The sequence below is a fragment of the Bacillus sp. FAU18 genome (assembly GCF_056033885.1).
Genome location: NZ_JBVYHZ010000003.1, coordinates 124,019 through 144,987, shown reverse-complemented (window position 1 = coordinate 144,987; position 20,969 = coordinate 124,019). Strand labels below are relative to the sequence as shown.

Annotated in this window: 19 protein-coding genes; 7 read left to right on the top strand and 12 right to left on the bottom strand. The window is 46.1% G+C overall.

Features of this window, described 5'->3' with window-relative positions:
- The first annotated feature begins 38 nt into the window (after positions 1–38).
- On the top strand, positions 39–899 hold the full coding sequence (locus tag AC0OMU_RS00900; RefSeq protein WP_474240839.1) for an NAD(P)-dependent oxidoreductase: 861 nt from the start codon (positions 39–41) through the stop codon (positions 897–899).
- A 37-nt stretch (positions 900–936) separates the two neighbouring features.
- On the opposite strand, the gene pdaA is transcribed toward AC0OMU_RS00900, so the two are convergent.
- On the bottom strand, positions 937–1,728 hold the full coding sequence (gene pdaA / locus AC0OMU_RS00895) for a delta-lactam-biosynthetic de-N-acetylase (protein WP_003244439.1): 792 nt from the start codon (positions 1,726–1,728) through the stop codon (positions 937–939).
- Between the two features lie 100 nt (positions 1,729–1,828).
- A complete protein-coding gene (locus AC0OMU_RS00890) occupies positions 1,829–2,014 on the bottom strand; it encodes an SE1561 family protein (RefSeq protein WP_003223132.1) in 186 nt (61 codons plus the stop codon).
- Positions 2,015–2,158: 144 nt separating this feature from the next.
- Here AC0OMU_RS00890 and yfkAB point away from each other — a divergent pair, with 144 nt between their 5' ends.
- Both yfkAB and mscC read left to right on the top strand, forming a co-directional pair.
- A complete protein-coding gene (gene yfkAB, locus AC0OMU_RS00885) occupies positions 2,159–3,280 on the top strand; it encodes a radical SAM/CxCxxxxC motif protein YfkAB (RefSeq protein ID WP_003233655.1) in 1,122 nt (373 codons plus the stop codon).
- Positions 3,281–4,123 (top strand): mechanosensitive ion channel protein MscC, encoded by an 843-nt coding sequence (gene mscC, locus AC0OMU_RS00880; RefSeq protein ID WP_010886444.1) that lies wholly within the window; start codon positions 3,281–3,283, stop codon positions 4,121–4,123. It abuts the gene before it with no gap.
- Positions 4,124–4,161: 38 nt separating this feature from the next.
- Here the strand turns inward: mscC and AC0OMU_RS00875 are convergent, their stop codons facing one another.
- Positions 4,162–4,956 carry a YfkD famly protein gene (locus tag AC0OMU_RS00875; protein WP_003233657.1) on the bottom strand — a complete coding sequence of 265 codons (795 nt, stop codon included), beginning with the start codon at positions 4,954–4,956 and terminating at the stop codon, positions 4,162–4,164.
- A gap of 70 nt (positions 4,957–5,026) precedes the next feature.
- Entirely contained in the window at positions 5,027–6,082 is a 1,056-nt protein-coding gene (gene cax, locus AC0OMU_RS00870; RefSeq protein WP_003242902.1) for a calcium/proton exchanger, read from the bottom strand.
- Between the two features lie 167 nt (positions 6,083–6,249).
- Here cax and AC0OMU_RS00865 point away from each other — a divergent pair, with 167 nt between their 5' ends.
- Positions 6,250–7,425, top strand: a complete 1,176-nt coding sequence (locus AC0OMU_RS00865; RefSeq protein WP_003233661.1) for an MFS transporter — start codon at positions 6,250–6,252, stop codon at positions 7,423–7,425.
- Between the two features lie 198 nt (positions 7,426–7,623).
- Here the strand turns inward: AC0OMU_RS00865 and AC0OMU_RS00860 are convergent, their stop codons facing one another.
- Genes AC0OMU_RS00860 through yfkJ form a run of 3 tightly spaced genes read right to left on the bottom strand, consistent with a single transcriptional unit; the run spans position 7,624 to position 9,283 of the window.
- Positions 7,624–8,451 carry a YihY family inner membrane protein gene (locus AC0OMU_RS00860; RefSeq protein ID WP_003242564.1) on the bottom strand — a complete coding sequence of 276 codons (828 nt, stop codon included), beginning with the start codon at positions 8,449–8,451 and terminating at the stop codon, positions 7,624–7,626.
- Positions 8,452–8,474: 23 nt separating this feature from the next.
- Entirely contained in the window at positions 8,475–8,795 is a 321-nt protein-coding gene (locus tag AC0OMU_RS00855) for a hypothetical protein (RefSeq protein ID WP_003233665.1), read from the bottom strand.
- A 17-nt stretch (positions 8,796–8,812) separates the two neighbouring features.
- Positions 8,813–9,283 (bottom strand): protein-tyrosine-phosphatase, encoded by a 471-nt coding sequence (gene yfkJ / locus AC0OMU_RS00850; protein WP_015482953.1) that lies wholly within the window; start codon positions 9,281–9,283, stop codon positions 8,813–8,815.
- 202 nt (positions 9,284–9,485) lie between these two features.
- Here yfkJ and AC0OMU_RS00845 point away from each other — a divergent pair, with 202 nt between their 5' ends.
- Positions 9,486–9,701, top strand: a complete 216-nt coding sequence (locus tag AC0OMU_RS00845) for a DUF1128 domain-containing protein (RefSeq protein ID WP_010330293.1) — start codon at positions 9,486–9,488, stop codon at positions 9,699–9,701.
- A 109-nt stretch (positions 9,702–9,810) separates the two neighbouring features.
- Entirely contained in the window at positions 9,811–11,001 is a 1,191-nt protein-coding gene (locus AC0OMU_RS00840; protein ID WP_003243812.1) for an MFS transporter, read from the top strand.
- A gap of 39 nt (positions 11,002–11,040) precedes the next feature.
- On the opposite strand, the gene yfkM is transcribed toward AC0OMU_RS00840, so the two are convergent.
- The gene (yfkM, locus tag AC0OMU_RS00835) at positions 11,041–11,559 is read right to left on the bottom strand and encodes a general stress protein 18 (protein ID WP_047182280.1); all 519 of its coding nucleotides are present in this window, start codon (positions 11,557–11,559) and stop codon (positions 11,041–11,043) included.
- A 242-nt stretch (positions 11,560–11,801) separates the two neighbouring features.
- Between yfkM and AC0OMU_RS00830 the strand changes: the two genes are divergently transcribed.
- A complete protein-coding gene (locus AC0OMU_RS00830; protein WP_474240838.1) occupies positions 11,802–16,190 on the top strand; it encodes a multifunctional 2',3'-cyclic-nucleotide 2'-phosphodiesterase/3'-nucleotidase/5'-nucleotidase in 4,389 nt (1,462 codons plus the stop codon).
- A 36-nt stretch (positions 16,191–16,226) separates the two neighbouring features.
- Here the strand turns inward: AC0OMU_RS00830 and AC0OMU_RS00825 are convergent, their stop codons facing one another.
- The 4 genes from AC0OMU_RS00825 to treP all read right to left on the bottom strand — a co-directional run bounded on the left by AC0OMU_RS00825 (position 16,227) and on the right by treP (position 20,937).
- Positions 16,227–16,892 carry an NAD(P)H-dependent oxidoreductase gene (locus tag AC0OMU_RS00825; protein ID WP_029726870.1) on the bottom strand — a complete coding sequence of 222 codons (666 nt, stop codon included), beginning with the start codon at positions 16,890–16,892 and terminating at the stop codon, positions 16,227–16,229.
- Positions 16,893–17,031: 139 nt separating this feature from the next.
- Positions 17,032–17,748, bottom strand: a complete 717-nt coding sequence (gene treR, locus AC0OMU_RS00820) for a trehalose operon repressor (protein ID WP_003233679.1) — start codon at positions 17,746–17,748, stop codon at positions 17,032–17,034.
- Between the two features lie 20 nt (positions 17,749–17,768).
- Positions 17,769–19,454, bottom strand: coding sequence for an alpha,alpha-phosphotrehalase (treC, locus tag AC0OMU_RS00815; RefSeq protein ID WP_367147989.1), 1,686 nt, complete (start codon positions 19,452–19,454; stop codon positions 17,769–17,771).
- A 70-nt stretch (positions 19,455–19,524) separates the two neighbouring features.
- A complete protein-coding gene (gene treP, locus AC0OMU_RS00810; protein WP_003233682.1) occupies positions 19,525–20,937 on the bottom strand; it encodes a PTS system trehalose-specific EIIBC component in 1,413 nt (470 codons plus the stop codon).
- Between the last annotated feature and the right edge of the window lie 32 nt (positions 20,938–20,969).

Here is a 20,969-nt window from a genome sequence, read left to right as displayed (position 1 = left end):
TTGTTTATAATGGAAAAAATATTCAGGGAGTGATCAGATTGAAAATTGCTGTCATCGGACTCGGCAATATGGGACAGCCCATTGCTCGAAATGTTCTTCAAGCAGGCTACGAATTGACTGTCTATAACCGGACGAAACAAAAGACGGAAGACCTTGTCACAGAAGGCGCACAGGCAGCTGATACGCCGCGGCTGGCGGCAAAGTCCGCTGATATTGTCATCACAATGCTTGCAGATGATGATTCTGTCAACGCCGTGACATTCGGAGAAGACGGGCTGCTTGAAGGATTAGCAGAGAACGGCATTCACATCTCGATGAGCACAATCAGTGTTGAGTTTTCAGAAAAGCTCGCAGCAGCTCATGCAGAGAAAGGACAATTTTTTCTCGCCGCTCCTGTTCTTGGCAGACCGGATGCCGCAGCCAAAGCCGCGCTCCGTATCATAACAGCCGGACCGGCAGAAGCAAAGCAAGCTGCCAAGCCTCTGCTCGACAGCCTGAGCCAGCAGGTATTTGACGTCGGCGAAGAAAGCAAGACGGCAAATGCAGCCAAAATCAGCATCAATTTCTTGCTTGTGTCCATGCTGGAGGCGTTATCTGAATCCTTTTTAATGATGGAGAAATACGACTTAGAACAAAAACAATTTTTAGAAATCGCCAGCGCGCTCTTTGGTTCTCCAGTCTATCAAAATTACGGAACCATTATGGCCGAGCAGAAATTTGAGCCGGCCGGCTTCAAAATGTCTTTAGGGCTGAAGGATACCAACCTGGCACTCGCCGCCGCAAAACGGGTTTCTGCTAATCTTCCTCTTGCCGAGCTGGCCAAGAGCCATTTTGAAAGCGGGATTGAGAAAGGCTTCGGGGATCTGGACTGGGCCGCACTGATTAAATGTATAAAATAAAGAAAAGCCTCTCCGTTTAAGGAGAGGTTTTTCTTTTTTACAAAGACGGCAGCCTCATTTCTTTCTCAAACATCAGATCATCAATGCTTTTAAATGTGTAGCCCTGTTTTTTCAGATCTGTAATCGCGTCATCCAGCGCTTCAGCATTGTCCCTCGATACGGTGTGAAGCAGGTAAATGGCTCCCGGGTGCGCCTGTTTGATCATATGATCGTAGGCATATTTCTTTCCCTTTTGGTTGTTGATTTTCCAATCAACAAAAGCGACCGACCAGAAAACGGTTTGATAGCCGAGGCGTTTCGTTTCTTTCAGTACATACTCACTGAACACGCCGCGCGGCGGACGCAAGTACAGATTGTCCTGCTTTCCCGTAATTTTATAAACCTCTTCGTTGACTGAATCAAGTTCATCCTGAATCTGATCAGCTGTTTTTGTCGTTAAATCCGGATGGTGAAAGGAATGGTTGCCGATAATATGGCCCTCATCTGACATTCGTTTGATCAGCTGAGGCTGGTCCTTTACGAAATGCCCGGTGACAAAAAACGTTCCTGTTACGCGATGTTTTTTTAAGACATCAAGCACTTTTGGCGTATAGCCATTTTCATATCCGTTATCAAACGTTAAGTAAATCGTTTTTTCCTTTGTATTCCCTAAATAAAACGCGTCATATTTTTCAATTAAACTGTTCAGCTGCTTCCCGGCATCTGGCGGCTGATGATTGACACTTCGTTTAAAACCCCAATTAATCGGCTCATTCGGCACCGCTTCCGCCTGTGCTGCACCTCCGGCAAGCAATACGGCGGCGCAGCATATTGAACACATCCACTTCATGGCCAGCGCTCCTTCTGCATTTTTTCTTATTTTACAGATAGAGACTTTGTTTTATACTGTTGCTTTATGCCAATAAAAAAACCGCGGCGGGCGCGCGGTTTTATTCCCAATCTTTTTTAAAACGTTCGTATTTGGCTTCCAGGTCATCAAGCATGCTGATAAGCCTGTCTATATCTTCAACGTCGGTTGCTTCAGGGTCTAATGAATCGATGACGTTCATAAACATGTCAAGTCTGTTCTTTAAATAATCAATCTGCTGATCTTTATTGTTTACGGCGTTCCCCATTCTGTTCCTCCATTCATTTTTTATTATGGTAGCTCATTTTTTGCCGTTTTTCAATCGCCGCGCTACTTGCGATCTTGGCAAATCAGGTCTAAAATTAACTGTTGGCAGCGTTAGTATGCCCATTTATAAAGGAGTTAGATAGTCATGACACAAAACACGAAGCTGCGTCCGATTACGCCCGAGTTTGACCCTTGGGAAGCCTATATGGATGTTGACCAATACGGAGACATGCAGCTGACAAACGTTGAATTCACAACGACGACACTGTGCAATATGAGATGCGAGCATTGTGCTGTAGGCTATACATTGCAGCCTAAAGACCCGAATGCTCTGCCAATAGATCTTCTGTTAAAACGGCTGGAGGAAATCCCGCGCCTCAGATCCATCAGCATCACAGGCGGAGAGCCGATGCTTTCGTTGAAATCAGTAAAAGAATATGTTGTTCCTTTATTGAAATATGCCCATGAACGGGGTGTGCGGACACAAATTAATTCAAATCTGACCCTCGACATCGAGCGGTACGAATGGATCATTCCGTATCTCGATGTGCTACATATTTCTCATAACTGGGGTACAGTTGAAGATTTTGCTGAAATCGGCTTTGCCATGATGGACAGAAAACCGACCTTCGAACAGCGTGCGCGCTATTTTGAAAAAATGATCGAAAACAGCCGCACGCTCGTGGATGCCGGAGTAATGGTATCTGCGGAAACGATGCTGAACAAACGAACACTTCCGCATATTGAGCATATTCACCGCCAAATCACAGAAGATATGAAATGTCAGCGTCACGAGGTCCACCCAATGTATCCAAGCGATTTCGCAAGCGCTCTTGAATCCCTCAGCCTGAAAGAGATGAGACAGGCCATTCACCGCTTGCTGGATATTCGTGATGAAAATACGTGGATGCTGTTCGGAACGCTGCCGTTTTATGCCTGCAGTCCGGACGAAGACGACCAAAAGCTGCTTCGCCGGCTTCGCGCGGCGAAAAACGTCACAGTGCGAAATGACCCTGACGGCCGGTCCCGCCTGAATGTGAACATTTTCGACGGAAACATTATCGTGACCGATTTCGGTGATACCCCGCCGCTTGGCAACATTCAGACGGACAGCCTCCCTTCCGCCTATGAAAAGTGGAGAGAGACCAAGCTTGCGAAAGAACTAAGTTGCCACTGCCCGAATGTCCGGTGCCTCGGACCGAATGTTCTTGTCAAAAACAGTTATTATCAGGATACAGACTTCACAAAACGTCAAGCCAGGAGTTAGATGCGGATGAAAGAAACACTTACGGAGATTTTTCAAAATAAAATCGTCGATATTCTCCTCGTTGCCGTTATCCTTTGGATCGGTGTCTTTATCATCAACCGGCTGGTACAGCTATTTTTTAAACGGACGGATTTTATTGAAGAAAAAAAGGAAAAAACGATTGAAAGCCTTGTCCGTTCTGTCACCCAGTATACGGCGACAATTGGTTTTATCTTTTACGTTATTTCTTTATTTGTGCATGATTTCGGCAAGATATTGGCCGGGGCGGGCGTAGCAGGTATCGTGATCGGTTTTGGCGCCCAATCGCTGATCAAAGATGTGCTGGCTGGTGTGTTCTTAATATATGAACGCCAGCTGCACAAAGGCGATTATGTCACCGTCAACAACTTGTTCAACGGGACAGTGGAGGAAATCGGCCTCCGCTCGCTGCAAATCCGGGAATGGAGCGGGAAGCTGCTCACCATCAGCAACGGCGAGGTCAGACAAATAGAGAACTATAATATTGATTTTATGCGGATTACCGAATCCTTTCTTATCAGCTTTAAAGAAGATCCGGACCGCGTGTACAGCGTGTTGGAAGAGGCATGTGACATGCTGAATGAAGAGCTTCGTGATTCATTGAAGCGGGATGAATTCGGCAATCCGACAGAACCGTTTCAAATCCACGGCATCACCGCATTGAATAAAATCAATCGCGGTGTCGAATTTACGGTTAAAGGCATGGTGAAAGATGATGATTATTTCAGTGCCAGCCTTGCAGTCAGGCGGGTTCTCGTTCGCCAGCTCTACCAAAACAATGTGCAAATGCTTGAGGAAGCGGTCCGAATCGAGAGAACCCAATAAACAAAAAAACTGATTCCGAGTTGGAATCAGTTTTTTATTTATCTTGGCAGTGAGGAAAGCTGAAAGCCAAATGTGACATGATCTTGAACCGGAATCCACGCGCCGATGCCCTGTGACGTGACATTTTTCACGACGAGTTTTCGTTTATTTCCTTTCAGCACTAAGTACACTTCTCCGTAAGTCACTTTTCCTTTTTCATTCACAGCCGGTGCATATGCATGTAAATAACCGATTTTTTTAGGAGCAACTTTATAAATCTGATCCCGTTTTGTGCCAGCCCCAATGACCGTCTCAAATGCAAGCGGAAGGTTCGTTTTCTTCATTGCTTTTTGCATCATCATGCTTTTGACATCTTCCGCATTTGGAACTTTAGCTGTCAGGCCGCCCTTCACTCTGTACTGCTGTTCCTGGGCATAATGCATTTCAGCCGTTTCTTTCCCGCCGCGGTTATCCGCACGGTTTGTATTGATTTTTTTATATTCCCAGTTTGCGACTGTTTCATTTGATTCATAGCCGAGCGCCCATTTCCCGAGAAATATTGTCGCCCGGTACCCTACTGCAAGCGGTGTGCCGGATATGTTGGATTCATTCAGCATTTTGATGAGATGCGGATTTTCAATCTTCACCTCAGAATGATCGAGCAATTCCTTTGCCAGCTTGCTCGGCTGAAGCATTGGCTGATCCTGTGAAGCATTCGGATACGTGTTTTCCTTTGAAATGCTTGCGACAGAATTAGGAACCTTAAACTGCTTTTTCGCGTGGATGGGCTGAACGCCGAAAAAACTAAAGAATAACAACACGATAAGTGTGGAATGAAATAGCTTTTTCATCATATCACTCTTTCTATGGCATTTTCCCTTAGTCTTTTCATCCCGCTTTGTTGTTATCCATCATTTTTTCAGGTTAAAGAAGGAAAAAGCCGATCGCCATAATGACATATGCAGCAAGCAGTGTCGCCCCTTCAAACCAGTTGGAATCCCCGTCATTCGAAATCGCGATCATCAAGAGAACCGCTGATACCATCGCGACGAGCTCAGGCAATGTAAATACAAGCGGCATGCTTGTCGGAAAAAAGATAGAACAGATGACGAGAACCGGTGCGACAAACATAGCGATCTGCAGCGTAGAGCCGACTGCAATTTCAACCGCAATGTCCATTTTATTTTTGAAGGCCATAATAATCGCTGACGCGTGCTCCGCCGCATTTCCTACAATCGCCACGATGATGACCCCGATAAACAGCTCGCTCCACCCGAACTGTTCAGCCACCGAGTGAAAGGTATGGACCAGGTTTTCGGATATGTATGCAACCACAATCGTTGCCGCAAACAAGACAATCGTCGCAACCTTCCCTGACCATTCCGGCTCTTCCTCTTCTTCAGTCTGAGCGGCATTATTCGGCTGATAAACGCCCCGATGCGTGACAAGTTTAAAGTACAGCGCCGCCACATACAACAGAATCATAATGATGCTGATGCCGATGCTTAAATTGAGCTTGCTGGCGTTTCCCATACCAACAGAGAATACCTCCGGAATCACAAAGGCGACAATGATGGCAAAAATCAGAAGCCCGGAGTTATGGCGGGCATCATGGATATTAAATTCCTGCCGCTTATATTTTAAACCGCCGACAAAAAACGATAGGCCCGCTACCAGCAACAGGTTTCCCAGCACTGAACCGGTTAAAGAGGCAAGCACGATTCCTGTCAGGCCTTCTTTTAATGCAAAAAGGGAAATAATCAGCTCCACCGCATTCCCGAAGGTTGCATTCAACAATCCGCCGATACGCGGTCCTGCAATGATGGACAGTGATTCTGTCGCCCTCCCCATATAGCTTGCAAGCGCGATAATCGTCACGCAATAAACGGCAAATAGAACCGCGGAAGGCCAATGCATCAAACTGCCAATCACAGAAAGCGGAACACCGGCCGCCACTAAAATAAAAAAGATACGATTCATGGTGAAATAGCTCCTTTTTTATGACTTGTTTTATTTTTATTCTTCACAAAAACCTTCATGATTACACGAGGGCAAATGTTTAGCTTGATATAGGCTTTTTTCAGGTTGCCTGCTTTTGGAAAACATTGTACGATCAACATAGATTCTACATAAGGAGAACTGACACGATGTCACGATTTCATTTCTTTATCCTTGTCTTGCTCGTATCCATTTCCGGGTTTTCACAAGGCATGCTGCTGCCTGTCATTTCAATCATTTTTGAAACAAATGGAGAATCCGCTGCTATCAACGGCCTGCACGCGACCGGGCTGTATATCGGTGTGCTTTTGGCTTCGCCGTTTATGGAAGCGCCGCTCAGAAAGCTCGGGTTCAAGCCGCTGATCGTCATGGGCGGAAGCATTGTCATTTTAAGCTTATTCGGATTTATTTGGCTTCAGTCAGTTTGGGTCTGGTTCCTGCTTCGCCTGTTCATTGGAATCGGCGACCACATGCTTCACTTTTCTACGCAAACGTGGGTGACCTCCATGTCATCAAAACAAAATCGCGGAAGAAACCTGTCTATTTATGGGCTTTCCTTTGGCCTTGGCTTTGCCGCAGGCCCGTTCATGGTGCCGCTTGTCAAACTGAGTCCGTCGCTTCCTTTTATCGTATCCGGCTGCATCAGTCTGTTTGCGTGGCTTTTTGTTTTCTTTCTACAAAATGCATACCCGGAAACCAGTCCTCATGAAACCAAATCAGACAATAGTTTCAGGCGATTTTATCAGGCCATGCTGTTTGGATGGGTTGCCTTTATGCCTACATTTGGCTATGGCTTTCTGGAAACGGCGCTGAACGGAAGCTTTCCGGTGTACGCGCTCCGTTTGGGGATATCAGTAGACGCAGTAGCGATCATCCTTCCCGCATTTGCGATTGGAAGCATTATCTTTCAGTTTCCGCTCGGCATCCTCAGCGATAGATACGGCAGGCGGAATGTGCTGCTGGTGATTTTACTGACTGGGGCTCTTTGCTTTTTCATCGCCGGTGTATTTCCTTCGCCCTACGTGATCGGCGGCTGCTTTTTTATTGCAGGAATGGCAGTCGGATCAACCTTTACACTTGGCATCAGCTATATGACAGATCTTCTTCCGCCTCATCTCCTGCCGGCAGGAAACCTGCTTTGCGGCATTACATTCAGTCTCGGCAGCATCCTCGGCCCGGTTGCCGGCGGCTGGTATATGCAGACATTTGAAAGCGCAAACTTGTTCTACTTCATTACTCTCACGCTTAGCGCTGTGTGGCTGGCCCTTGTGCTGGGAAAACCGAAAAGCTGGTCACCGGCTGAAACCTATTCTTCATCTTCTTAATCAAAAAGCCTCCTGACATCATGTCAGGAGGCTTTTATGCTAATGGTAGCCGTTTTGTCCGTTGGCGCTTCCGCTTGTTTTATGGCTCGATTTGCTTTTCGAATTTTGTTTGTTATGGCTTCCGCCTTTTTTCGTATGCTTGGTCATCACGATATCCCCCCGACTTCTTTTTGAACCGAAGTTCGTTTATAGGGTGCGCTAATGGTAGGGATTTTCATCAGGAAGCTTTTTACGTTTATGTAAAAGAGCGTTGATTTCTCCGCCTAGGATAATTAAAATGCCGCTCAAGTAAAACCAAATCATCAGAACGATGATTCCCCCGATGCTCCCGTAAGTGGCGCTATAGTTCGCAAACGTGCTGACGTAAAATGAAAACAATGTGCTGACAATGATCCAGCCGATGGTCGCAAAGACCGCACCCGGCATGACAAACCGGAGAGACAGCTTTTTGTTCGGCGCAATCACATACAGCGCGGAAAAAACAATCAACAGCACAAGCGGGCTGACACCCCAGCGAATGGCGGCCCAGACGGATAAAAACAGATCCGACGCGCCGACAAAGTCAGAAGCGAGCCTTCCAATCTCCCGGCCAAATACCGGCAGAAGCAAAGCCACTAAAATCGTAAATACCATGGCAATCGTCAAAAAAATCGAGGTAAGACGAACAATGATAAAAGAGCGGTTTTCTTCCACATCATACGCGTGGTTTAGCGACCGGACGATCGCGTTCATACCATTAGACGCAGACCATAATGCGGCGATAATCCCGAATGACAGCAAACCGCCATTTCGATTATTTAAGGTTTGATGGGTAATGGATTCAACGAGTGACATCGCACTGGCGGGAGCATATTGTTCTATGACTCCTAAAACATCATCGGTAGAAAGCGGAAGATACGCGGTGAGCGTCAGCATAAAAATCAAAAACGGAAACAGTGACAATAGAAAAAAATACGCCAGCTCCGCTGATTTACTTTGTCCTTCATGAAGGGTGTATCTGCTGAAAAGCTCTTTCAAAAAACTCATGTCGTCTCACCTCGCATGTTTGATCATTTTTTTGAAAAATGCTCTTTCGTTTCTTGCACAAGTTCCATCACTTGCGGTGTTGTTTTCTTCAGCTCTTTCACCTGCTGATTCACAAAGTCGACTTCCTTTGAAAGCGTTTGGGCGAGCTTCTTGGCCTCATCCACTTTTGTGATGACAGTGTTTTTTAACAGCTCTGGGTTGCTTTTGTACAGTGAAAGTTTATGCTTGCATGTCAGCCATCTCATGCCGCACGCCTGTCTTGTCGGTTTATGGAGCAGTGATAATGCCGCGCCTGCCGCAGCTCCGAGAAATATCCCTTTCAGCATTAAACGTTCGTTGTTCATGCAAATTCTCCTTTCACTCACAATTGTTTTTCTTTTTGAATAGACGCAAGCAGATGTTCACAGCCCGATTTGATTAATTGGCAGACTTCTTCAAAATTCCCTGTGTAGTAAGGATCGGGAACGTCGGCAAGATCTGAATCTTCTACATAGTCCAAAAGCCTTTTGATATGCGAGGTGTTTTTAAATCCCGCCATGCTTCTGAGACTTCCGATATTTTCTGCATCCATTGCAATGATGTAATCAAAATCGTCCAGATCCTGTTCGCTGACTTGACGCGCCAGCATGCCATCAAAGCTGATTCCTTCTCTGCGCAATATCTCCTGCGTTCCCTCATGCGGCGGATTGCCGACGTGCCAGCCGCCGATTCCCGCTGAGTCCGCCTTAATTTTCCCCTCTAATCCTTTTTTGGCTGTCAGGTCACGAAAAATCGCTTCCGCCATCGGAGATCGGCAAATGTTTCCTAAACAAACAAATAACACGCTTATCATGTTGTCCAACCTCCCTATTCTTTGCCCCTATTTCTCTAAAAAGAAACCTTCATGAATATCTTAGTAGGATGTTCATTTCCTTTTCAACTGATGTCTTCACTTTTTTGGAATTAAAAGCCTCCTTTTAGAATAGGGTTTTTTTCTGATGGAATTCTGTTAGAATAAAACATACCTATATTGCGCATAGAAAGGATGGAACCATTTGTCCAGCCCAAATACAGAAACATTAACTCAAATGATTGAAGAAATTTCCCAAAAGCTGAACATGCTGAACGTCGGCGTAATCAAAGCGGAGGATTTCAGTGATGAGAAGATTGAAGACCTCACGTACCTTCACAGCATGGTGATGAAAAAAGAATCATTCAGCCCAAGTGAAATGCAGGCGATTGCTCAAGAATTAGCCTCGCTTCGTAAATAATGGAGACTGGCCGGAAACTCGGCGAGTCTTTTTTATCATTTCCCCAAACCAATTTTCCTTAGAACAGTAAACAGTAAAGTGTTCGAATAAGATTTGAAGGAGTACAAGCATGCAAACGACATCTATTAAAACAGCATCCGGAATGTATATCAACTACTTCTTTCTGGGGATGGTCAACATCATTCTCGCATCCAATATGTCCTCATTAACAAAACAGTGGAATACCGATCCGACCGGCATCAGTTATGTCATTGCCGCTATCGGGTTTGGCAAACTGCTGACATACGGCATTTCCGGAGTTCTATCAGATAAAATCGGCAGAAAGCCGCTTGTTGTCGCTTCTGCGGGAATTATGGCCGTCTTTTTAGTCGGTATTCCTTTATCACCAAGCTATGAGCTGGCGTTTGTGTTCGCCTTATTAGCCGGAGTCGCAAATTCAGCGATGGATGCCGGAACATATCCGGCCCTAACCGAGCTCTTTCCGTCTGCTTCCGGTTCGGCGAATGTCTTGGTCAAAGCCTTTATGTCTGTCGGGGCCGCACTTTTGCCGCTTTTGATCACATTTTTAGCAGACCACAGCATGTTTTACGGATTTGCTTTTTATCTGCCGGCAGCGGTCTATCTCCTGAATATTATTTATTTATCAACGCTTTCGTTTCCTAAAAAACATAAGAAACCAACGAATAGCGGCCAACAGGAATCTCCCGTTTTCTTGTCTGAACCCGTTTTTCAGAAAGAAGGCACCGCACTGATTATCATCGGTTTTACATCCACGGCTTTATTTACGGTTTCTCAAATCTGGCTCCCGAGCTACGCGCAAAAGGCAGCCGGTTTAGCTGAATCAGCATCCGTACAATTGCTGAGCTATTATAGTATAGGATCTCTGGCATCTGTTTTATTATTAGCCGTTTTGCTGAACAGATGGGTCAAACCTGTCTTCATAACGCTCTTATATCCTATTATTACTTTATGTACGCTCGCAGTCATGCTGACCGTTCATATCCCAGTTGTGCTGGACATCACTGCCTTTTTCTTAGGCTTTTCAACTGCGGGTGTGTTTCAAATTACCATTACGTTAATGACAGAGCTTTTCTGGAAGCGAAAAGGAACCGTTACCGGAATTGTAGCGACCGCTTCAAGCCTTGCATCGATTCTGCTGCCGATTGCAACAGGGCTTATCGCAAAAGCGGGGGGCATCGCCCATATTTTCATATTCGACTTCGGCATTGCGGTCATCGGAACGGCTGCAGCTGCTTTCTTGTATTACAGGTACAAGAAACTGACAGGTGCTCAAGCCTAAGCAACAAAAAAACGGACGCCCAAGAGCGTCCGTTTTTTCTTATTTCTCAAGCAATGCCAATGACTCGCGGTTAAATGCCGGTATATCGTCCGGTGTGCGGCTAGTGACCAATTGATCTTGGCAAACAACCACTTCCTTGTCCACAACGTCGGCACCGGCGTTTTCCATGTCAACACGAATGGACGTATAGCCTGTCGCTTTTCGGCCGTCGAGCGCTTTCGCATTGATTAAAAGCTGCGGGCCATGGCAAATAGCGAATACCGGCTTTTTGTCAGTCATAAACGCTTTTGCAAATTGGACGAAACGATCGTCAGCGCGAAGCTGGTCTGGTGAAAATCCTCCGGGAATCAAAAGCGCATCAAAGTCTGAAGGGTTTACGTCGTCAATGGACGCGTCAACCGTCACTTCAGCATTTCCCTGCTTGCCTTTTACTGTTTTTCCTTTCTCATTTTCAATGACAGTCAGTTCATGTCCCGCTTCTTTAAAGGCTTTCGCAGGCTCAGTGTACTCGCTGTCCTCAAAATAATCTGTCAAAACAACTGCAATTTTTTTCCCCATGATTCATAACCTCCCGCTTTATATGTCTACATAAAACACTCTACCCCAGCCACACTAAAATAAACATTCCGCGATTGTGACAAACGATAAGCATAAGTACCCAGTATTTGTCGTTTGATACTGCTACATAATACTCATTTTTCTCCCTTTTACAATAATCATAAAGAAACACCTACAAATAGTTACAAAATATTCTTACAATAGGAGCTGTAATACAAATTTCGTTGAAAGGTGGAGAACTGGTGAGAATACAGAAAAGACGAACACACGTCGAAAACATTCTCCGTATTCTTTTGCCCCCAATTATGATACTTAGCCTAATCCTCCCAACACCACCCATTCATGCAGAAGAAAGCGCGGCTCCTCAGGTGCATCTGAATATTTTGGCTACGACTGATATTCATGCCAACATGATGGATTACGATTACTACAGCGACAAAGAAACGGCGGATTTCGGTCTGGCGAGAACAGCGCAATTGATCCAAAAGCACCGCGAGCAAAACCCTAACACCCTGCTTGTGGATAACGGCGACTTGATTCAAGGGAATCCGCTGGGTGAATACGCGGTGAAATATCAAAAAGACGACATTATCTCCGGCACGAAAACCCATCCGATTATCAGCGTCATGAATGCGCTGAAATACGACGCCGGAACGCTTGGCAATCATGAATTCAACTACGGGCTCGACTTTCTCGACGGCACAATCAAAGGAGCCGATTTCCCGATTGTAAATGCCAACGTCAAAACAACTAGCGGTGAAAACCGTTATACGCCGTATGTGATTAATGAAAAAACCCTCATTGATGAAAACGGTAATGAGCAAAAAGTAAAAGTCGGCTACATAGGCTTTGTCCCGCCGCAAATCATGACATGGGACAAAAAGAATCTCAAGGGGCAGGTGCAGGTGCAGGATATCGTAGAATCCGCCAATGAAACGATCCCGAAAATGAAGGCGGAAGGCGCAGATGTCATTATTGCCCTCGCCCACACCGGCATTGAAAAGCAGTCACAATCAACAGGTGCAGAAAACGCCGTGTTTGACCTTGCCACCAAAACGAAAGGCATTGACGCGATTATCTCGGGCCATCAGCACGGACTCTTTCCTTCCGCCGAGTATGCGGGTGTTGCTCAGTTCGATGTGGAAAAGGGAACAATTAACGGCATTCCTGTCGTCATGCCAAGCAGCTGGGGCAAATATTTAGGCGTGATTGACCTCAAGCTTGAAAAGGCGGACGGCTCATGGAAGGTAGCAGATTCCAAAGGAAGTATTGAATCCATTGCCGGCAACGTCACATCAAGAAACGAAACCGTTACAAACACCATTCAGCAAACACACCAAAACACACTGGAGTATGTCCGAAAGCCAGTCGGCAAAACCGAAGCAGATATTAACAGCTTCTTTGCACAGGTCAAAGATGATCCTTCCATTCAGATCGTGACTGACGCGCAAAAATGGTATGCCGAAAAAGAAATGAAGGATACCGAGTACAAGAACCTGCCGATTTTATCCGCTGGAGCGCCGTTTAAAGCAGGCGGCAGAAACGGAGCCAATTACTATACAAACATTCCAGCCGGAGATCTTGCGATTAAAAATGTCGGTGACTTGTATCTTTACGATAATACTGTTCAAATCGTCAAGCTGACAGGCAGCGAGGTCAAGGACTGGCTGGAGATGTCAGCAGGCCAATTCAATCAAATTGATCCAGCCAAAGGCGGCGATCAGGCCTTGCTGAACGAGAATTTCCGCTCCTATAATTTTGACGTGATTGACGGTGTCACATATCAGGTCGATGTGACAAAACCGGCTAAATACAATGAGAACGGAAAAGTGATCAATGCGGATTCATCCCGGATCATCAACCTTTCCTATGAAGGCAAGCCGATCAACCCAAGCCAGGAATTTCTCGTGGTCACCAATAACTATCGTGCGTCCGGAGGCGGCGGTTTCCCTCATTTGACGAGCGATAAAATTGTCCACGGCTCTGCGGTTGAAAACAGGCAGGTGCTGATGGATTACATTATTGAACAAAAAACAGTCAATCCAAAAGCAGACAACAACTGGTCAATCGCGCCTGTTTCCGGCACGAATCTGACGTTTGAATCATCGCTTTTGGCCAAGCCATTTGCCGATAAAGCAGACGACGTCGCTTTTGTAGGCAAGTCTGCGAATGAAGGCTATGGTGTGTATAAGCTGCAATTCGATGATGATTCAAATCCAGATCCTCCTAAAGACGGACTGTGGGATCTGACCGTCATGCACACCAATGATACGCACGCACATCTCGATGATGCAGCGAGACGAATGACGAAAATCAACGAAGTACGCAGCGAAACAAATCACAACATTCTCCTTGATGCGGGAGATGTGTTTTCCGGCGATCTGTATTTTACAAAATGGAACGGATTGGCCGATCTGAAAATGATGAACATGATGGGCTATGACGCCATGACCTTCGGGAACCATGAATTTGACAAAGGCCCGACAGTGCTTTCTGATTTTCTAAGCGGAAACAGCGCGACCGTTGATCCGGCGAACCGCTATCACTTTGAAGCGCCGGAATTTCCGATTGTCAGCGCAAACGTAGATGTGTCAAATGAGCCCAAACTGAAATCATTTGTCAAAAAACCGCAAACCTTTACCGCAGGTGAAAAGAAAGAGGCCGGCATCCATCCTTACATTCTGTTAGACGTTGACGGGGAGAAAGTCGCCGTATTCGGCCTGACAACGGAAGATACGGCCACCACATCAAGCCCGGGCAAAAGCATCGTATTCAATGATGCCTTTGAAACAGCACAAAACACCGTCAAAGCGATTCAGGAAGAAGGACAGGTAAATAAAATTATTGCTTTAACCCATATCGGTCATAACCGTGATCTTGAGCTAGCCAAAAAAGTAAAAGGCATTGACTTGATCATCGGCGGACACACTCACACCCTCGTTGACAAAATGGAGGTCGTAAACAACGAAGAACCGACGATCGTGGCGCAGGCAAAAGAATACGGCCAATTCTTGGGGCGCGTTGATGTCGCGTTTGATGAAAATGGCGTTGTGCAAACAGACAAATCAAATCTGAGCGTGCTGCCAATTGATGAGCATACAGAAGAAAACGCAGAAGCAAAACAAGAGCTTGATCAGTTCAAAAGTGAATTAGAAGACGTGAAAAATGAAAAAGTCGGCTATACGGATGTGGCGCTTGACGGCCAGCGTGAGCATGTGCGCACGAAGGAAACAAATCTCGGAAACTTCATTGCGGACGGTATGCTGGCAAAAGCGAAAGAAGCAGCCGGCGCCAGAATAGCGATAACAAATGGCGGCGGCATCAGAGCCGGCATTGACAAAGGGGATATCACACTCGGCGATGTGCTCAACGTGATGCCGTTCGGCAATACGCTTTACGTGGCCGATTTAACCGGAAAACAAATTAAAGAAGCCCTTGAACAAGGCCTAAGCAATGTGGAAAATGGAGGCGGCGCTTTCCCTCAGGTGGCCGGAATCGAATATACCTTTACATTAAACAACAAACCTGGACACCGTGTGTTAGAAGTGAAAATTGAATCGCCTAACGGAGACAAAGTTGCTATAAATACGGATGATACCTACCGCGTGGCAACAAATAATTTTGTCGGTGCCGGAGGAGACGGATATTCTGTCTTTACAGAAGCCTCCCATGGTGAAGACCTTGGCTACGTTGATTATGAGATTTTCACCGAACAGCTGAAAAAACTAGGAAACAAGGTCTCTCCTAAGCTTGAAGGACGGATCAAAGAAGTATTCCTGCCGACAAAGCAGGAGGACGGCAGCTGGACACTTGATGAAGACAAATTTGCGATTTACGCTAAAAATGCCAACACGCCGTTTGTCTATTATGGAACACATGAAGGATCTCAAGAGAAGCCTATCAATCTTAAAATGAAAAAAGATCAGGTCAAACTTTTGAAAGAAAGAGAATCAGATCCTTCATTGACAGTGTTCAACTACTGGTACAGCATGAAGATGCCAATGGCGAACCTTAAATCAGCAGACACTGCAATCGGAATCAAGTCGACGGGAGAATTGGATGTGTCACTGGCAGATGTATATGACTTTACAGTGAAGCAAAAAGGAAAAGAAATAAAATCATTCAAGGAGCCCGTTCAGCTTTCGCTTCGCATGTTTGATATTGAAGAAGCCCATAACCCTGCCATTTATCATGTCGACAGGAAAAAGAAAGCTTTCATAAAGACAGATCACGGATCAGTTGACGATGATATGGTGACAGGATATACAAACCACTTCAGCGAATACACGATCTTAAATTCCGGAGAGAACAACAAACCGCCTGCATTCCCGTCAGATCAACCGACAGGCGGTGATGACGGCAATCATGGCGGCGGCCCCGACAAACCAGGCGGAAAACAGCCAACTGACGGAAACGGAGGAAATGATACGCCTCCCGGCACTCAACCGACTAACGGCTCTGGAGGAAACGGTTCGGGCGGATCAGGAACAGACGGTCCGGCTGGCGGCCTGCTTCCGGACACAGCCACATCCATGTACTCGATCCTGTTGGCCGGATTTCTGATCAGCGCACTCGGCACCGCAATGTACTTACATCAGAGGAGAAAACAGAATAGAGCGAATCAGGCATAAAAAAGAGCTGCTCGCTTAGCGAGCAGCTTTCTTTATTTAAACCCACTTCACAACATCTTCAACAGCAGATCTTGTTTTCGGACGAGGGTCTCTCACTCGGTAGCCAAATGCCACCATCACAGAAATATCAAAGCTTCCGTTTTCCAGAAGGCCTTCTTCTTCAAGAATACGGTGAATGTGATCGTACTGGAAGCCTTCGATCGGGCAGGAATCAACACCGATTTGCGCAGCGGCAGTCATCATGTTGCCAAGCGCGATATAGGTTTGTTTTGATGCCCAGTCAAACAATGTTCTGTCACTTTCAAGCAAATGCAAATCGTTTTTCTGGAATTCTTCTGTTTTGCTTAAATAGCCTTCGTATACGTCTTGAGGCATTTGTTTTACTTCTTTTAAATGACGTTTGATGTAGTCCGCATTATATTTGATATCCTTCGCTGTACGCGCAAGAATCAGGACGAAATGGCTTGCGGTCGGCAGCTGCTTTTGCGCGCCCCATGTGTATTCACGAAGCTTCTCGCGGAAATCCGGATTTTGGACGACGACAAATTTCCAAGGCTCAAGGCCGAGTGAGCTCGGAGACAGTCTTCCTGTTTCTAAAATAAATTCAAAATCGCTGTCTGACACTTTTTTATTCGGGTCAAATTCCTTAGTCGCATGCCTGAAATTGTATGCATCCAGAATTTGTTTCTTTAGATCTGCCATGTAAAACACCTCTCCTTTAGGTTACTCTCATCTCTATTGTAGCCATTATGATAAAAAGTAAAAGTACGCACATTTTTGTTGGATAGTATCAATTTTGATACCAAACAAAAAAGCGCGCTGCCGCAGGCAGGCGCCTCTCTCATTTCCCCCGCCGCGCAAAATCAACAAATCGGAATTTGTCGAGACGGTGTCTGCTTTCCGTATATTGAAACAAACTGGTATCCTCCAAAAAGACGTAGTTTCTCACCACGACCATATGGTCATAGCCGCGTAAATCGAGCAGCTCTCTGTCCTCGTCCGTACACGGCTCGGCGACAATTTCTTTTTGGGCGTAACTGATCGAAAGACCGAGCTCTCCTTCTATATATTCATATATGGAGTTTTCACAAATTTCTTTCGTCAAGTGAGGGACATGCTTTCTGAAAAAGTAATCCTTGTCCAAAATCACATGTTCCCCGTCAATCTTTCTAGACCTGATGACTTCCCAAATGTCGTCATCCAGATTGGCCCGGAGCTGTTTTTGGATCAGCTCTGACGGAGGCTCCAGCCCGAATTTGTGTACAGTTGTTTTCGTTTCTTTGCCAAGCGTTTGCGCGAGCTCCTTGAAGCTGACAAGGCCCGAAACGGGAAACTGCATTTTTTCACGATTGAGCACGACGGATCCTTTTCCCCTGATTTTCTGGATATAACCGTTTTGCGCGAGCATATGAAGCGCCTTTCGGACCGTTTCTCTTGATGTACCGTACTGTGCGGTCAACTCATGTTCAGACGGAAGAATCTCCTCCGCTTTCCATCGGCCGCCTTCAATTTGCTGTGCGATGTCTTTATAAATTGTGATGAATTTATTCACCTTCATTATGGACCACCCAGCTTAGTTTAACACGGTTTCGTTAAACGATAAACAATGGACTCATACGGGCGAAGCGTCATGTTCTGAAGCCCTTCCCTTTCTTCATCGTTCGTCAACAGCACCTCTGCCTTCCATTCGTCAGGCGCTAAAGAGTCCGGCAGTGTAAAGGCCGCCTCTGTCCCGTAAAAATTATTGATCACGAGCAGCTTTTCATTGCTGCCGTGTCTGAGATACGCAAAAATGTTCGGGTCATCCTTTGCGATTATCTCATACGTACCCTCTGTCACAATGTCATACATTTTGCGAATCTGAATCAATTTTTGATAATGGTAAAACACCGAATTCTGATCCCTCAGCGCCGCTTCAGCATTGATTTCCCGGTAATTTCCTGCAACCGGTATCCATGGTGTGCCCGTTGTAAAACCGCCATTCTCCGTAGCATCCCACTGAACGGGGGTTCTGGAATTGTCACGGGATTTCGCCTGTAAAATGGCTGTGATCTCTTGATCAGCCATTCCTTTGTCCTTAAAGGCGTGATACATGTTCAGCGATTCGACATCCCGATAGGAGCTTATGTCAGTGAACTTCGGATTCGTCATCCCCAGCTCCTCGCCCTGATAAATATAAGGCGTGCCCTGCATCATATGAATGGCCGTAGCAAGCATTTTCGCCGATTTCACCCTATATGCGCCATCATCTCCATATCTTGATACAACGCGCGGCTGATCATGATTGCACCAGAACAGAGCGTTCCATCCCCCTCCTGCGTGCATCCCCGTTTGCCAGTCGGATAGGATCTCCTTCAGCTTCAAAAAGTCAAACGGCGCCAAGGCCCATTTTTCGCCGTTAGGATAGTCAACCTTGAGATGATGGAAGCTGAATGTCATATCAAGTTCTTTATTGTCAGGATTCGTATACCGGATACAGTGGTCTACGGTTGTTGAAGACATCTCACCGACCGTCATGCTGTCGTAATGCGAAAACACCTTTTCGTTCATTTCATGCAGAAATTCGTGTACCCGCGGCCCATCAGTGTAAAAAGAGCGGCCGTCGCCTTCCTCCGCATTCGGAAAGCGCTGATCTTTAGAAATCAGGTTGATGACATCAAGCCTAAAGCCGTCTATTCCCTTTTCAAACCAAAAATGCATCATGTCATAGACATGCTTTCTGACCTCTTCATTTTCCCAATTCAAATCAGCCTGCGTCACATCAAACAGATGCAAATAGTATTGGCCTGATGCTTCGTCAAGCTCCCATGCCGAGCCGCCGAATTTCGATTCCCAGTTCGTCGGAACAGAACCGTTTTCCTGCGGGTCTTTCCATATATAAAAATCACGGTACGGGCTGTCTATTGAAGAGATCGCCTCGCGAAACCATTTGTGCTCTGTTGACGTATGATTGACAACAAGATCCATGACGACTTTCAGGTCTCTTTTATGTGCTTCGGACACTAGCCGCTCAAAATCCTCCATCGTTCCGTATTCAGGATAAATCGAGTAATAATCACGAATATCGTACCCATTATCATGTTGCGGAGAATCATAAATCGGCGTCAGCCAAAGCACATCCACCTGAAGTGTTTTTAAGTAATCAAGCTTTTCAATAATGCCGTTCAGATCGCCGACACCGTTTCCTGTTGTATCGTTAAAGCTTTTCGGATAAATTTGATAAACCACAGCTTTTTTCCACCATGGCGTTTGTTCTGTTTTCATCTGTTTCCACCACCATATTTAAATTGAAAACGGGAAAAGGGAACGTTCAACACGTCCCGCTCCCCATTTGTTATTTATGTTTGAATCTCGCATACGCGTATGTTCCGGCAAACGGCACGATTAATACAATAGCCATCCCGATTGCAAACGCGCCCCAGTACTGGCTCATGATTGAGAAAATCCCCGGCACACCGCCGACACCGACGGAGCTTGCCAGCACACCTTGAGAAGAAATATACATTCCGGCCAGGCCAGAGCTGACCATTGCAATGATAAACGGGAATCTGTATCGCAGATTCACCCCAAAGATGGCAGGCTCTGTAATGCCAAGATAAGCAGAAATCCCTGATGTGAGGGAGAGGCCTTTTTGTTTCTCATCCTTCACGATAAACATCATGGCCAGAGCCGCCGAACCTTGTGCGATATTAGAAAGCGCCAGCATCGGCCATAAAAAGGTGCCGCCGAGCTTTGAACCGATGAGCTGCAGGTCGACTGCAAGAAACGTGTGGTGCATACCGGTAATCACGAGCGCTGAGTAGAAACCGCCATATAACAGACCGCCCAGTGCGGCAAAAGAACCGAACACCGAGATAAGCCCTGAAGTCAGTACATTACCGATCGCAAATGTAATCGGGCCGATAATGATAAAAGAGGCAAATCCTGTTAAGAGAAGCGTAATTGGTGCGACAACGAGCAGCTGTATGCCCTCAGGTGTGCGTTTTGTTAAAAATACCTCAATCTTCGCCAGCATATAAGAAGCAAGCAAAATTGGGAGCACCTGGCCCTGATAGCCGACTTTCTGCACCTCTAGGCCGAATAGATTCCATACCGGGATCTCTCCGCTTTGTTCTGCAGCGCCATATCCCCACGCATTCAGCAAATCAGGATGCACGAGCATAACCCCGAGCACAATGCCGAGGAGCGGATTGCCGCCGAACCGCTTGACGGCAGACCATCCGATTAACGCAGGCAAAAACGTAAAGGCCGTGCCTGCAATCAGGTTAATCATATTAGCAAGATCCGCCCACTGCGGATAAACCTGCACAATCGATTTTGTGCTGAAGAAAATGCCTTCCGCCGTTAAAATGTTATTGATCCCCATTAAAAGACCCGCCGTGACAATCGCAGGCAATATTGGAATAAAAATATCTGCAAGCGTTTTCACAGCACGCTGCAAAGGATTCATATTTTTTTCTGAGGCCTTCTTCACTTCATCCTTTGTTGACTCGCCAATCCCCGTTTCCTTAACCAGTTCAGCGTATACTTTATTGACAGTTCCCTGGCCGATTACGACCTGAAACTGTCCGTTTGTCGAGAATGATCCCTTTACCACATCAATTTGATCAAGCATCTCTTGGTCAACCTTGCTTTCATCTATTAAAGCAAAACGCAAACGTGTAACACAATGAGTTGCCGCTGCAATATTTTCAGCACCGCCGACTGCTTCGACAATCTGACGTGCCGATTTGTTCAGTTCCCCCATGCCAACCCCTCCGTAACCGTTTTTATAACTTG